The sequence below is a fragment of the Aquimarina muelleri DSM 19832 genome, from assembly GCF_000430665.1.
Taxonomy (GTDB): Bacteria; Bacteroidota; Bacteroidia; order Flavobacteriales; family Flavobacteriaceae; genus Aquimarina; species Aquimarina muelleri.
Window position 1 is genome coordinate 60,658 of the sequence record NZ_AUML01000003.1, and the last position, 14,178, is coordinate 74,835.

The window sequence follows — 14,178 nt, forward strand, 5'->3', positions numbered from 1 at the left end:
TTAAAATTGAAAACGATATCCAAAATCAGGAAAAAACCCTATTTGATCTACCTGATCTACTTTATTTGTTAAACGGTTATAACGTCGCGTAAATATATTTTCATTATTTGTTACATTTTGAAAGTCTACATAAAACTGATGGGAATGTTTTTTTGATTTACTATTGATTTTATACCCAAACTTAACATCCCATCTAAAATAAGCATCATTTTGTTTACTAAAAGCCAAATCTTCTTGTAATATCTCAAACCCTGCCTGTCGAGAAGCTTCCAAATTTACTGGAGTATAATATCTTCCTCCAGACACGGTAAGTTTTGTGTCAAAAAATAGCATATCTTTCTTTGCTTTTCCAATCGCAAATTCTTTTCCAGCAAGAAAGTTTACTACATACTCATTATTAAAAGGTGTATTTCGTTCTATACCATCACTTCCTTTGTATTTACTTTCAAACAGCGAAGTAGTTAATAATCCATAATATCCTTTGTTAAAAAACTTTTCTAAAGTGAGTTCTATACCCTGATTAAAACCTGTTCCTTCATTAACTAATGACACTCTATCATTTTCAAATCCAAAATTTGCTCCTTCTGTTAAAGAAGAATAACTCGATGAAAAAGACTCTACCGCGGCATTATCAATATCTTGATAGTACACCTCAACTTTACCTCTCCACCCTTTACTTATTCTTACATCATAACCTAATACATAATGATTACTCCTTACAAAATCTAAATCTTTATTTGTCTGCACTAACTTTCCATTAATTTCTTTGTTCAAAAAAAGTAACGGCAAAGAAACTGGTTGATGATGTATTCCGTACCCAAAGCTAAAACGATGATTTCTCCCTATCTTATATGAAAGTCCTGCTCTGGGCTCGAATACAAACTGCTCATTTAAAGTACTGTATTGGCTGTGTACTCCCGTATTTAAAGTTAGTTTTTCTGTAAGCCTAAATTGTGCTTGAACATAAGGCTGGATGATATTTAAATTTTTATTTATATCCAAAAAAGTAAATAGATCTGGATCTCCATCCTCATTAGTATCTGGCTGTTTTTCTCGATCTCGTTGTAAAGCTTCAATTTTAAAATTCTCAATCAAAATCCCTGTTCGCAAAGTACTTTTACTACTCAATTTAGAATTAAAAAGTGTAGAAAAGGTAAAACGTGATTCGTTATTATCTATCTCAGTATATTTCAATATACGTTCTTGCGGAGTGTTTTTATCTATAAAACGATCTACTTTAAATTCATTGCTAGTAAAAGATCTAGATACTATTGTTTTTAAAAAAGAGGAGGAACCGATACTAATTTGATGTTTTAGTCCTACTACCCCAAAACCGGAATCCGCAATTGAATTTTCATCTTCGGCAGCAAACAGATCATCTTCATCAATATCATCTCCCTTAAACTCGATGTCCGAAAAACCTATAATTCCAAATAGCGAAAAATTACCTAATTTGCTTTTTCCAAAATCTATGTTATATGAAATATCATAATAATTTGGTGTCGCTGATGTTCCTCCTGCTCCAATTCCTAATATACTAACTAATGAATACCTTCCTGACACCAAAAACGATCCTTTGTTTTTTCCTAAAGGTCCTTCTGCCATTGCTTCTACTCCACTAAAAACACCTACTTGCCCTGTAAATTCATAATCATCTATATTACCTTTTCTAAATCCAAGATCAAACACTCCTCCAATTGCATTACCATATTCTGATGGAAATGCAGAGGTTATAAAATCCGAATTTTTTAATAAATTTGAATTAAGTGCGGATACAGGCCCTCCTGTAGTTCCAGCAGTTGAAAAATGATTTGGGCTAGGAATAGGTATTCCTTCTAATCGCCATAACAATCCCACTGGGGAATTACCTCGTATTACAATATCATTTCTACTATCATCTGGAGAAGAAACACCTGCATAATTTGCCGCTAAACGACCTACATCACTTCTACCTCCAGAAAAACGGGTTACTTCCTCAACTCCAAATTGTCGTGCAGAAACCGATGCAAGTTTATTAACTGCCTGAACTTTGTTAGTTTCTGAAGTAATAATTATTTCGTCCAGTTTATCAAATGACTCTATTAGTGCTATATTAACTACAGCATCTTTACCCGAAGTGACTACTATATTAGGCAGAGTAATGGATTCGAATCCAATAAAACTTACCCGTATTGTTTGCCGACCTAATGGCACTTTTTTTAATGTAAAATAACCATCCATATCGGTTATTACCCCTATTTTCTGTTCTATATTTAATAACTCAATTGTAGCACCTGCTAAAGGTATTTCTGATTGTTTATCTATCACATGTCCTCTAATTATTCCTGTTTGTGCATTTGCTATATATCCTAATATTATAATAAATATAAAAGTGATTTTTTTCATAATTTGATTCCTTATTTTGGGCAAATCTGTGACTTCTTTTTGTTTGTCAAAATGAAAAAAAAGTGAATTGATACTTTTATTGCTGAAACGTCAAATATAAGTTTGAACAGTATAAAACCAAATAAGATATGAGCCAACTAGATCCAGCCTTATTTAAAACAATTCAGCTTCTAATTTAACAATTGAATATACCCACAAACAATTATCGAATACCAGTTATGTATATTTACCAATACTATTTACTGAAGAAGTATTATTTATATGATTTCAAAAGCATATATAAAAAAATTTACATTACGTTTTATTGTCATAAACGTAGTTTTTTTTATTATCAAATTAACTATAGATCATAGTGGTGACACTACAGAACTTGATGCTACAAGCTTGTTTTATTATTCTAGTGCATTTTTTCTTTTTATGTTTACATGGGAGACTAATGATTGGTTAATACGCAGAGAAGTAAAATCTAATCTTGGTGAAACCCTTGACTTAAATAATGGGGTGAAAATTATTGCTATCAATATGGCTATTTTCATTCCCTTAACCGCTTTTTTGTATTACATGGCCATTTTCAAATTTCATGATTTATGTAAAATTGAAGCAAATAATCCCTGGTTACAATTTAGAATCGACTTTTTCAGAGCAACACTATTAGGGTTTTCTGTTATCATTTTTAATCTTTTTTATCATTCTTTAAAACAGAAAAAAGAATTAGAACTCACTATGAATAAACTTAAAAAAGAAGTAATAACGTCTAAATACAGATCGCTAAAAAATCAAATTAGCCCTCATTTCTTATTTAATAGTTTAAATACACTTACATCCCTTATGTATGAAGATAGAGATTTGGCTTCTGATTTTGTATCTAGATTAGCCACATGTTATCGATATATTTTAGACAATCGAGAAGAAGATTTGGTTAGTTTGGAAAAAGAATTAAACTTTCTAGATTCTTTTATATTTATGATGAATGTTAGGCACGAGGAAGCTTTGAGTATTACAACTCATATTTCTATGGATACAAGAGACTATCTAATCCCTACATTATCTTTACAAATGCTTGTAGAAAACGCTTTAAAACACAATTACTACTCTAAAGAAAACCCTTTAGAAATCAGCATTATATCTATTAAAAAAAATAGTATTATGATTCGAAATAATCTAAGTACAAGAAAACAAAAAGAAGAATCTACCCAATTAGGGCTTAAAAACATAAAGAAAAGATATTCTTTCTATACCAATCAGGAGGTTATAATTAAAACAAAAGACGCGTATTTTGAAGTTACAATCCCCTTATTATCAAAAACATAAAAGAAATCGCAATAGTAAAAGTTTCATAGAATGACTGCCATAATTGTTGAAGATGAAAATATAGCCTCCAGGCGTTTAGCAAATCTTATAAAAGAGTTAGCTCCAGAAATAGAAATCACTGGTCAAATTACTTCTGTCGAAAACGGATTACATTGGTTTAAAAATAATCCATTACCTGATTTAATATTTTTAGATATTCAATTAAATGACGGATACGGGTTTGATATTTTGGATACTCTGGAAGATCATCCTCCAGTAATATTTACCACAGCATATAATGAATATGCTATAAGAGGCTTTAAATATAATGGCTTAGACTACCTATTAAAGCCTATTGATAAAAATGATTTAAAAAACGCATTGGTTAAATACCGAAAAAATAATACCGATGTTCATAAATCAATAGATGAATATAAATTTGAACATATAAAAAGCTTATTTTCAAAAGAATACAAACGTCGTTTTATGATTAAAATCGGAAATCAATTTAATACATTTAATGTAGATGATATTGCATATTTTAAATCTCATGAAGGCGTTATTTTCTTACACTCTCATTTAGGTAAAAAATATCCTATCGAATACAGTATAGACCAACTTGAAGATATTCTTAATCCAATTCATTTTTTTAGGATCAATAGAAAGTTCATGGTTTCTGTAAAAGCTGTCATCGAAATCCATAGTTATTTTAATAGTCGCTTATTATTAAAATTAAATCCTCAGAATGAAGATCAAATTATCGTTTCCAGAGAGCGAACATCAAATTTTAAAAAATGGTTAGATCTTTAATTCAATAAAATGAAAAAGATTACTACTTTAATTTTTTCTATACTAAGTATACTTATAGGATTATACCCTTTTCTATATTTTTTTATTCCCCGGGATTTTGGGTTATTAGAATCTAAGAGTACCGAATTACTAGCTGATACCCTATGGAATATATCTTTTTATAGCCATATCATAACGGGAGGCATTGCATTATTAATAGGATGGATACAGTTTAATGAAAGATTAAGAATTTCTCGCCCAATAGCGCATAGATGGATTGGAAAAATTTATGTTATTACCGTTTTTATAAGTGGGGTTTCAGGAATTTATATTGGTTTCTTTGCCACTGGTGGAAGTATCGCTTCTTTAGGGTTTATTAGTCTTGGCATCCTTTGGTTATATACGACCCTAAAAGGGTACTGGTATGCTAAAACTGCTCAAATAGTGCAACATCAAATAATGATGTACTATAGCTATGCATTCTGTTTTGCCGCCGTAACTCTTAGAATATGGCTACCTATACTTGTAATACTAATTCATGACTTTATAATTGCCTATAGAATAGTTGCTTGGCTTTGTTGGGTTCCCAATCTTATACTAATACATTATATGATTAGAATCAAATCTAAATAAATGGAGTATTCTTTTTAAGTAGTATACTATAAAAAACACTCTTTTTAATATGAAGAGTGTTTTTTATAATAATCAATTCTTTCTCTATTTTTCTAAAGAAGTATCATCTGGCTTATTTTTATTATTTAATCGTTTTGCATCTTTAAGGCACTTGTGCATCATCCATTCTAATTGACCATTAACACTTCTAAATTCATCATCCGCCCATTTTTCAATCAACTTAAAAGTTTCTGGATCTATTCTTAAAACAAATGATTTTTTCTTACTCATAAATTATGAATGTAAAGTTCCTGTATTTATAACTGGAATAGCTTCTTTATCTCCACATAAAACAACCATTAAGTTACTAACCATAGAGGCTTTTTTATCTTCATCAAAATCAATTATATTATCTGTAGATAATTTAGCCAAAGCATCTTCTACCATACCAACAGCCCCTTCTACTATCTTTTTACGAGCAGCAACAATAGCAACGGCTTGTTGTCTTTTTAGCATAGAACTTGCTATTTCTGGAGCATAAGCCAAATATCCTATTCTTGCTTCCATTACTTCTATTCCTGCTATAGCTAAACGTTCTGTTATTTCATTTTCTAAAGCTTCATTTACTTCATCCATACCTGATAGCAGTGTAAGTTCATGTTCTCCGTCTGCAAAATTATCATAAGGATAAGAACCTGCAAGTTTTCTTACCGCAGCATCTGTTTGTACACGAACAAACTCTTCGTATTGATCTACATCAAAGGCTGCTTTATATGTATCACTTACTTTCCAAACCAAAATTACATTAATCAAAATTGGATTACCAATCTTATCATTTACTTTTACTCGTTCACTATAAAAATTTCTAGCTCTTAAAGAAAGTCTTTGCTTTGTGTAAAAAGGATTTGCCCAAAAGAAACCATTACTTTTTACGGTTCCTTTATAAGCACCAAATAACACCATTACTTTAGAGCTATTAGGCGTCACAATAAAAAAACCTCTTCCTATAAATAGTATTGGCAACATAAATGTCAAAAACAATGGATTATCCATAACAATTAAGCCTACTACCATGGTTATTACAATTAATGATAACACGATTAACATTAAGTAACCACTACTTGCTTTTATATTTTTTTCATATTTCATAATAATATCATTTTGATATCACAATGATACAAAAAAATATTAAAAAAAACATTAAAAGGATAAAAAATGACATTTGTATTATTATTTAAAAGCAAAAAAACGCTCTTTTTGATATAAAGAGCGTTTTATAAAAAATCAAATTAGCTAAATAAAATTTCAACTTAGATTATGAAATTTCAATCCACCTTTTAGGTTGTACTTTAGCTTCTTCCTTTTTAGGTAGTTTAATTAATAACATTCCATTTTCATAAGATGCTTCAATCTTATCTGCATTTGCAGTTTCTGGTAAAGTAAACGATCTCTTAAAAGAGGTATAACTAAACTCTTTTCTCGTATACCTACCTTTTTCTTCAGATTCATTTTCTATTTTTTTTTCAGAAGAAATTATAAGTAAATCGTTATTTAATTCAATATTAAAATCTTCTTTAATTAGTCCAGGAGCCGCCAGTTCCAATGTGTACTCATCATCTGTTTCTTTGATATTAACAGCAGGAGTATTAAATCCTACCTTATTAACATTAGTTGTTCCACCAAGCCAATCTGTAGTAAATAAATCATCAAAAAGGAAAGGTAATCTGTCTGATCTTTTTATTAAACTCATTGTTTTATGTTTTAAAGGTTATTTTAATTTTTAACTTCAATGAGTATATAGCAACTTAAGTTCCAATCTTAAATCAATGCCAAAATGTCATTAATTCAAAAATAATAAAAGACAAAATGTCACTTTTAGCTTAATCAAAATGACAAAAACACATAAAAAAACAAGTCTTACCTCACTGCCCAGACTATACCTCCCTTAAGTAAATTCTAGTAGTGAAATTACTTTACTAGGATAGTAATGTGTTTTATCAAAAAAAAGCATCAATTGTCTCAGGCCACAACTCAGTGGTTATTTTTTTAAAAAAATTCCTATCTTAATTTTACTCTTATTTTACATCTAAAAAATATACCTTTGCAAAATGGGATTAACAAATAATGATATTTTCAAGAAATTAAGAGTCGCACACAAATTACGTGATGATGATATTATAAAAATCTGTGCTTTAGTAGATTTTAAGGTTAGTAAAAGTGAATTAAGTGCGCTCTTTAGAAGCGAAGACCACCCAAAATATATGGAATGTGGTGACCAAATTTTACGTAATTTTTTAAATGGTCTAGTAATTCATCTTAGAGGTCCGATGCCTAAAAAAGGTGAAAAATCTTCTGCTAAAAAAACTGAATAAAAAAACATCATTAATACATTTTTAAAACATCTTCTTTCATTTTTTTAAATGCTGTTTTCCAAATAATTGCTTAGATTTGGTTGTGTTTACATTTATATAGACATTCAACAACTATCCCTATGCTTACTACCACAGAAAAACAATTATTCAGAAAAGAACTTTTTTATCATTTGGATGGGATTGCTGTTGCTCCTGTTGCCTACTCTCTTTACAAAAATAAAGTTACGGATTATCTTCTTAAAAAAACTGAGGCTTCTATCTCTGAAATTGCAACAATAAAAAATGCTAATGAAGGATATCTAAATGTAGCTTTACGAATATTAAGCGCACAAGGCTGGCTAGATTACAAAACAAATAATGGAGATGTTATTATAAAGATCAATGAAATGTCAAAAATAGCTTTTGAATATTTTTATTTATATGAAGACGTTATTGATTTATTAGAATATTCTGCAAAATTTCATCCTAGAAAATTCGAATTAGATCCTTTTCATAAATTAGAAAAACTATTTAAAAAATATGAGAATCGTTTTTACCTAGAGACGAACATAAACACTATTATTACAAGCATTCAAAACCAAATATTAAAACACATAGAAGGTATTTTAACTGGTCCAACAACAGTTCATTTAGGTATGGGAGGAATGTTTCATAAATATTTTATGGAAGCATCTTTTAGTGCAGATGAATATCACAAATTTCCTGAAAGTTTTGATTCTATTCTTACTTTTTTAAGCAACCTTGGCTGGTTTAGTAAATCGAATGGTAATTACACTTTCACAAACAAGGGTTTATTTTTTGCAAAAAGGGCATCCGCTTATGGCGTTACAGTTTCCTACATTCCTATGTTTAGACAAATGGATGCTTTATTATTTGGGGATCCAAATACTTTATGGAATTCAAAAACAGAAGCTGAAACACACGTAGACCGAGAAATGAATGTATGGGGAAGCGGAGGCGCACATACAACTTATTTTAAAAAAATTGATGAAATCATCATTAGCATATTCAATAAACCGCTAGAGGAACAACCAAAAGGAATTTTGGATATGGGATGTGGTAATGGTGCTTTTTTAATTCATCTTTTTGAGGTTATTGCAACTAAAACTTTAAGAGGAAAACATTTGGATGATTATCCGCTTTTTTTAGTTGGTGCTGATTACAACAAAGCTGCCCTAAAAGTCACCAGGGCTAACTTAATTCAGGCAGATATTTGGGCAAAAGTTATTTGGGGAGACATAAGTGACCCTGATTTACTTCAAAAAGATCTAAAAGAAAACTATGCTATCGAATTAAAAGATTTATTATCTGTAAGAACATTTTTAGATCATAACAGAATATGGAGCACTCCTTCCTCTCTACTAGACACTCCTAGTACATCTACAGGCGCATTTGCTTATCGAGGAAAAAGACTACATAATAACGACGTAGAACGTAACCTAAAAGATCATTTTAAAAAATGGGAGCCTTACATTACCAAATTTGGCTTAATCGTTATAGAATTACACACAATTAATCCTAAATTAACCTCTAACAACTTAGGTAAAACTGCTGCTACTGCCTATGATGCTACTCATGGATTTTCTGATCAATATATTTTAGAGATCGACTCTTTTCTTAAAATAATTAACGAAGTAGGATTACAAAGTGACGAAAAATATTTCTCAAAATTTCCGAATTCTGAGCTTGCAACAGTAAGTATTAATTATATCGTAGGGAAATAAAATTATATCCTTATATAACATTAATTTCTGGTAAATTGCGTTACCACCTCTTTGTGTTTTGGAAAGTTTAGAGTCACAATCTTTTCTTTTTGCTAGTTCAAAATCTTCAAAACTAAATCAGACAAAACTCTATATTTAATAGCAAACACCTATAGAATTGCAACAAAAAAGCGACCTTATAAAAGGTCGCTTTTTTTATTACAAAAATATTATTTTATTATGCTAATACTGCTTGCACTTTATCCGCAGCTTCTTGAAACTGTACTGCACTTTGCACATCTAACCCACTATTGTCGATTAATTCTTTTGCTATATCTGCATTTGTACCTTGTAAACGAACTATAATAGGCACTTTAATCGCATCTCCCATGTTTTTATAAGCATCTACGACACCTTGCGCTACTCGATCACAACGAACAATACCTCCAAAAATATTAATAAGGATTGCTTTTACATTTGGATCTTTTAATATAATTCTAAAAGCCGCCTCTACGCGTTTTGCATCTGCTGTACCTCCTACATCCAAAAAGTTAGCTGGCTCTCCACCCGCTTGCTTAATTAAATCCATAGTAGCCATTGCAAGACCTGCCCCATTTACCATACACCCTACATTGCCGTCTAGATCTACATAATTAAGACCAACTTCTTTTGCTTCTACTTCGATAGGGTTTTCCTCACGTATATCTCGCATATCGACATAATTTTTATGGCGATACAATGCATTTTCATCCAAAGTCACTTTGGCATCAACTGCCATAATTTTATCATCACTTGTTTTAAGAACAGGGTTGATTTCGAATAAAGAAGCATCCGATTTAGTATAGGCTGTATATAACGCCATTACAAATTTGGTCATTTCTTTAAAAGCTGTACCACTTAGCCCTAAATTAAAAGCTATTCTTCTTGCCTGAAAAGGAAGTAATCCAACAGAAGGATCTACTTCTTCTGTAAAAATTAAATGAGGAGTTTCTTCCGCTACAGTTTCAATATCCATTCCTCCTTCAGTGGAATACATAATCATATTACGACCAGAAGTACGATTTAACAAAACAGACATATAAAACTCATCTGGCTCACTATCTCCTGGATAATATACATCTTCTGCCACCAATACCTGGTGTACTTTTTTACCTTCAGCAGAAGTTTGAGGAGTGATTAAATTCATTCCAATAATTTGCTCTGCTACAGATTCTACTTCCTTAAGGTTTTTAGCTAGCTTAACTCCACCACCTTTTCCTCGTCCACCAGCATGAACCTGTGCTTTAATCACATGCCATCCTGTTCCGGTTTCGGCAGTAAGTTGTTTTGCTGCTGCAACAGCTTCGTTTGCATTTTGCGCTACAATACCACGCTGAATACGCACGCCAAAGCTGCTTAATATTTCTTTACCCTGATATTCGTGTAAGTTCATAATGTTTTTTTTTGCCTTTTTTATAGGAGTTCCAAAAATAGCAAAAGTGAAGTTACTGTGCCAATCTTTTATCGTAAAAAACTAGGAAGAAATTCAAAACAAAAAAAGAAACCAAAAACTTATTGAACTAATTAAAGAAAATTCTTAAAAATTATAATTGAAAATTCTTAAAATCCAAAGGATCAAAATTCTTAAAATGCCCGTTCATTTTAATCACTTTCTTAGTTCGATTCATCTCTCTAATTATTGGAATAGTAACTTTGAGATGTTCTATAAGATATTGTAATCGTTCTGATTCATTTCTAAGTTTTAATAAATGATATTCTTGATGCAAAGATAAACCTATTTTGTGAGCTACTTGATAGCTTACAAAGGGGACAGCTAACACTGGAGGGTTATCTATAGCTAATTCTATATATAGCTTTGTTATGCTTCTAAGTAATTTTTCTTGTAACTCCTCAGTATTCTCTTCTTTATTTTTAAGAAATTGAACATCTCCTCCTGAATATAACTTACCAGGATATTGCTGGTTAAAATTACTGATTTTAAAAACTCTTGTTCCTAAGCATACAACATCGCTTTCACCTTTGGGATATTTTTGAGCTACTTCTTGAAGTTTTACTTCTGTTCCATACTCTAATTTCCCGTCAAGAAAAGTAGGTATCCCGAATAGGAAACCTTCTTTTTGACAGTCGGCAATTAGTTGCTGATATCTTTTTTCAAAAATATGCAAAGACAAACGCTCTCCTGGATAAACTACAGTTTGCAATGGAAAAAGAGGTAACATATTTTTTTTATTAAAAATACTAATTACTCTTTTTATAGACATTAAGTACAAGTTAAAAATATTAAAATCTATTGAACAATAGATTTTTTCTTAATAAGACGATAATATCTCTAATTTTATTGATAATTTCGTAAGCTTAAATTTGTGACACAATGGAAAATAAAAATTTATTAGCAATTGCAAATGAATTTGGGAGTCCTGTTTATGTATACGACTCCTCAAAGATTATTTCACAGTACAATCGCCTTTCTGATGCTTTCAAGGAAGTCAAACAGTTAAAACTTAATTATGCAGTTAAAGCACTGTCTAATCTTGCTATTTTAAAGCTAATAAATTCTTTAGGAGCAGGACTAGATACAGTTTCTATACAGGAAGTAGAATTAGGATTAAAAGCAGGTGTCAAACCAAAGAATATTGTTTTTACTCCTAATGGGGTTTCTCTTGAAGAAATAGAAGAGGTTTCCTCTTTAGGCGTACAAATAAACATAGACAATCTTTCTATTTTAGAACAGTTTGGCACAAAACACCCTGATACCCCTGTGTGTATTCGTATGAATCCACATGTAATGGCTGGCGGAAACAGCAAAATATCTGTAGGGCATATCGATAGCAAGTTTGGAATTTCAATTCACCAAATTCCTCATATTCTTAGAATTGTACAAAATACAGGGATGCGTATTAATGGAATACACATGCATACAGGTAGCGACATTTTAGACATTGAAGTGTTTCTGCGTGCTTGCGAAATACTTTTTGAAACTGCAATGAATTTTAAGAATCTTGATTTTATAGATTTTGGAAGTGGTTTTAAAGTGCCTTACAAGTCAGGAGATATTGAAACTAATATAGAAGAGTTTGGTTTTAAAATGACTAAACGCTTTAACTCTTTTTGTAAAGAATATGGTAAAAATTTAACATTAGGATTTGAACCTGGTAAATTTTTGGTTAGTGAAGCAGGATATTTTTTAGCTAAGGTAAATGTAATCAAACAAACTACATCTACTGTTTTTGCAGGGATAGATAGTGGTTTTAATCATTTAATCCGACCAATGTTTTATAATTCGCATCATGAAATTATTAACATCACTAATCCTGAAGGAAAAGAACGATTCTATTCTGTAGTTGGATATATCTGCGAAACAGATACTTTTGCTACAAATCGAAGAATTTCTGAAATCACAGAAGGAGATATTGTAGCTTTTAAAAATGCTGGAGCTTATTGTTTTTCGATGTCTAGCAACTACAACTCTCGCTACCGTCCCGCAGAGGTTCTATGGCATGAAGGAGAGGCTCATTTGATTCGCAAACGCGAAACATTTAATGATCTTATAAAAAATCAAATAGACATTGATATTTTCTCTAAAACAAAAGAAACTGTATCATAAAATATTCATGCAATAATAAATAGCGTTAGATTCTGTCTAGCGCTATTTGTTATAAAAATCTGAAATAAAAATAAGAATTCTGTTTAAAGAGATATTATAATTATTTAATTCAAAGATAATTTTAGCACATAATATTATTAGATTTCTTCAAAAAAGCAATCATTAATAAGGCTTTACCATAAATAAAAAGGTCTTAAAAAAGAAATCTCGAAATTCTGTTTATAAAAAATGAGATTTCAGAATACATTTATAGATTTTTAATGTTTTTAATTAAGTATTCTAAGCCATTAAGTTTTAATTCGTAAACTGTTTGTAACTGCTGCCCTAATAGACCTTTAGGAAAACCTTTATTATGATACCACACTACATAGTACTCTGGAAGATCTATAAGGTATCTATCTTTGTATTTACCAAAAGGCATTTTAGCATAAGCCAATTTGGTTAAAAAATCCTTTTGAGGTTGGATTTCCATAAATTAAAAAGGGATTATTTGGTAAAGTTTCTATAATACCACATTAATGTTTCTACCTTTTTTTCCCATTTTTTTTGTGCTTCTTTATTTATTGAATGATCTGTTTCTTCATCGTATCTTTCTTGCATATTAATTCTCATTCTTTCTACCAACTTATACATTTTATTAAGATCTCGACGTATATTATCCCCTGCCTTATATTCTTTTAATCTTTTTCGCATTATTCGTGCATGTAATTCAGAAATATCAAAATGTAGTTGCTCGTGAGACAATAGTCCATCAGACATTTGCCCCCTCTTTACCCAAGATAATGATGGGTAGCAAAAACTATCTACTTGATAGTTTAATTCAATCTCTCCTTTATCTTTACCATAAGACCATTGATAGGTAATACCTGTATTTACACTAGCACCAAAAGCGCTATTCATATTAGGTTTCCCTCTAAAATCTGACCATGCCAACTCACTCCTTTCTGTATAAGAGAATTTGCCTACATAACCATTATTATTGGTAATAAATAAAAATAAAATAATAGTAATGTACTTACTCATAATTGCAAACAATTATGCCCAAATAAAGTTATATTTACCTATTTCTGAAACACTAAGGGATACAATATGGGGCAAATATTGTTAGCGCTTTACAAAATAGTGTTACTACTTCCTAGCTTTTAAATATACGTATTTTTAAAGTATATATGTTACTATAAAACCAGCGTTTTGTTTTCCTTGATATTTGAAACCTATCAATTACAATGCCATAGAAATTATTTTCTTCAAAAAACAGAAATTACATAACCTCTACAAAATCAAAGATATATAAAAAATACTTTTTTTTATATATCTAGAAGCATTTTTTATTCAGTATTAATTTATACCCCCACTAATACTTGTGTCGATAAGTTTATGTTTTCTGTCTTTAGAAATCTTAAATATTTTATTCCTTACTACA

The 14,178-nt window shown here is 30.4% G+C and carries 14 protein-coding genes; 6 read left to right on the forward strand and 8 right to left on the reverse strand.

Annotation, left to right across the window (positions count from 1 at the left end; translation table 11 throughout):
• Positions 1–2,385, reverse strand: coding sequence for a TonB-dependent receptor (locus tag H527_RS0102750; RefSeq protein WP_027411285.1), 2,385 nt, complete (start codon positions 2,383–2,385; stop codon positions 1–3).
• Positions 2,386–2,646: 261 nt separating this feature from the next.
• Between H527_RS0102750 and H527_RS23005 the strand changes: the two genes are divergently transcribed.
• From H527_RS23005 to H527_RS0102765, 3 genes are read left to right on the forward strand one after another with little or no spacing between them, the layout of a single operon-like run.
• A complete protein-coding gene (locus tag H527_RS23005; protein ID WP_051316605.1) occupies positions 2,647–3,696 on the forward strand; it encodes a sensor histidine kinase in 1,050 nt (349 codons plus the stop codon).
• 30 nt (positions 3,697–3,726) lie between these two features.
• Positions 3,727–4,485, forward strand: a complete 759-nt coding sequence (locus tag H527_RS0102760) for a LytR/AlgR family response regulator transcription factor (RefSeq protein ID WP_027411286.1) — start codon at positions 3,727–3,729, stop codon at positions 4,483–4,485.
• Between the two features lie 9 nt (positions 4,486–4,494).
• Complete coding sequence (locus H527_RS0102765) at positions 4,495–5,097, forward strand: DUF2306 domain-containing protein (protein WP_027411287.1); 603 nt, start codon at positions 4,495–4,497, stop codon at positions 5,095–5,097.
• Between the two features lie 84 nt (positions 5,098–5,181).
• On the opposite strand, the gene H527_RS0102770 is transcribed toward H527_RS0102765, so the two are convergent.
• The 3 genes from H527_RS0102770 to H527_RS0102780 all read right to left on the reverse strand — a co-directional run bounded on the left by H527_RS0102770 (position 5,182) and on the right by H527_RS0102780 (position 6,826).
• Complete coding sequence (locus tag H527_RS0102770; protein ID WP_027411288.1) at positions 5,182–5,367, reverse strand: type II toxin-antitoxin system antitoxin; 186 nt, start codon at positions 5,365–5,367, stop codon at positions 5,182–5,184.
• Between the two features lie 3 nt (positions 5,368–5,370).
• A complete protein-coding gene (locus tag H527_RS0102775) occupies positions 5,371–6,225 on the reverse strand; it encodes an SPFH domain-containing protein (protein WP_027411289.1) in 855 nt (284 codons plus the stop codon).
• 166 nt (positions 6,226–6,391) lie between these two features.
• On the reverse strand, positions 6,392–6,826 hold the full coding sequence (locus H527_RS0102780; RefSeq protein ID WP_027411290.1) for an Hsp20/alpha crystallin family protein: 435 nt from the start codon (positions 6,824–6,826) through the stop codon (positions 6,392–6,394).
• 358 nt (positions 6,827–7,184) lie between these two features.
• Between H527_RS0102780 and H527_RS0102785 the strand changes: the two genes are divergently transcribed.
• Both H527_RS0102785 and H527_RS0102790 read left to right on the forward strand, forming a co-directional pair.
• Positions 7,185–7,448 (forward strand): DUF1456 family protein, encoded by a 264-nt coding sequence (locus tag H527_RS0102785; protein ID WP_027411291.1) that lies wholly within the window; start codon positions 7,185–7,187, stop codon positions 7,446–7,448.
• A gap of 119 nt (positions 7,449–7,567) precedes the next feature.
• Positions 7,568–9,172: a class I SAM-dependent methyltransferase gene (locus tag H527_RS0102790; protein ID WP_027411292.1), complete on the forward strand. Its 1,605-nt coding sequence runs from the start codon at positions 7,568–7,570 to the stop codon at positions 9,170–9,172.
• Between the two features lie 217 nt (positions 9,173–9,389).
• Here the strand turns inward: H527_RS0102790 and sucC are convergent, their stop codons facing one another.
• Positions 9,390–10,583 carry an ADP-forming succinate--CoA ligase subunit beta gene (gene sucC / locus H527_RS0102795; RefSeq protein ID WP_027411293.1) on the reverse strand — a complete coding sequence of 398 codons (1,194 nt, stop codon included), beginning with the start codon at positions 10,581–10,583 and terminating at the stop codon, positions 9,390–9,392.
• Between the two features lie 151 nt (positions 10,584–10,734).
• A complete protein-coding gene (locus H527_RS0102800; RefSeq protein ID WP_035087293.1) occupies positions 10,735–11,370 on the reverse strand; it encodes an LON peptidase substrate-binding domain-containing protein in 636 nt (211 codons plus the stop codon).
• Positions 11,371–11,522: 152 nt separating this feature from the next.
• Between H527_RS0102800 and lysA the strand changes: the two genes are divergently transcribed.
• A complete protein-coding gene (gene lysA, locus H527_RS0102805) occupies positions 11,523–12,755 on the forward strand; it encodes a diaminopimelate decarboxylase (RefSeq protein WP_027411295.1) in 1,233 nt (410 codons plus the stop codon).
• A 247-nt stretch (positions 12,756–13,002) separates the two neighbouring features.
• On the opposite strand, the gene H527_RS0102810 is transcribed toward lysA, so the two are convergent.
• Together H527_RS0102810 and H527_RS21315 are read right to left on the reverse strand one after the other, a co-directional pair.
• Positions 13,003–13,227, reverse strand: a complete 225-nt coding sequence (locus tag H527_RS0102810; protein ID WP_035087260.1) for a DUF3820 family protein — start codon at positions 13,225–13,227, stop codon at positions 13,003–13,005.
• Between the two features lie 14 nt (positions 13,228–13,241).
• Positions 13,242–13,778, reverse strand: a complete 537-nt coding sequence (locus tag H527_RS21315) for a DUF922 domain-containing protein (RefSeq protein WP_035087263.1) — start codon at positions 13,776–13,778, stop codon at positions 13,242–13,244.
• Between the last annotated feature and the right edge of the window lie 400 nt (positions 13,779–14,178).

Coding starts and splice junctions, on each gene's coding strand:
- H527_RS0102770 (WP_027411288.1), bottom strand. CDS start 5,367: ATGAGTAAGAAAAAATCATTTGTTTTAAGAATAGATCCAGAAACTTTT.
- H527_RS0102765 (WP_027411287.1), top strand. CDS start 4,495: ATGAAAAAGATTACTACTTTAATTTTTTCTATACTAAGTATACTTATA.
- H527_RS0102790 (WP_027411292.1), top strand. CDS start 7,568: ATGCTTACTACCACAGAAAAACAATTATTCAGAAAAGAACTTTTTTAT.
- H527_RS0102750 (WP_027411285.1), bottom strand. CDS start 2,385: ATGAAAAAAATCACTTTTATATTTATTATAATATTAGGATATATAGCA.
- H527_RS0102810 (WP_035087260.1), bottom strand. CDS start 13,227: ATGGAAATCCAACCTCAAAAGGATTTTTTAACCAAATTGGCTTATGCT.
- lysA (WP_027411295.1), top strand. CDS start 11,523: ATGGAAAATAAAAATTTATTAGCAATTGCAAATGAATTTGGGAGTCCT.
- H527_RS0102775 (WP_027411289.1), bottom strand. CDS start 6,225: ATGAAATATGAAAAAAATATAAAAGCAAGTAGTGGTTACTTAATGTTA.
- H527_RS21315 (WP_035087263.1), bottom strand. CDS start 13,778: ATGAGTAAGTACATTACTATTATTTTATTTTTATTTATTACCAATAAT.
- H527_RS0102780 (WP_027411290.1), bottom strand. CDS start 6,826: ATGAGTTTAATAAAAAGATCAGACAGATTACCTTTCCTTTTTGATGAT.
- H527_RS0102800 (WP_035087293.1), bottom strand. CDS start 11,370: ATGTTACCTCTTTTTCCATTGCAAACTGTAGTTTATCCAGGAGAGCGT.
- H527_RS0102785 (WP_027411291.1), top strand. CDS start 7,185: ATGGGATTAACAAATAATGATATTTTCAAGAAATTAAGAGTCGCACAC.
- H527_RS0102760 (WP_027411286.1), top strand. CDS start 3,727: ATGACTGCCATAATTGTTGAAGATGAAAATATAGCCTCCAGGCGTTTA.
- sucC (WP_027411293.1), bottom strand. CDS start 10,583: ATGAACTTACACGAATATCAGGGTAAAGAAATATTAAGCAGCTTTGGC.
- H527_RS23005 (WP_051316605.1), top strand. CDS start 2,647: ATGATTTCAAAAGCATATATAAAAAAATTTACATTACGTTTTATTGTC.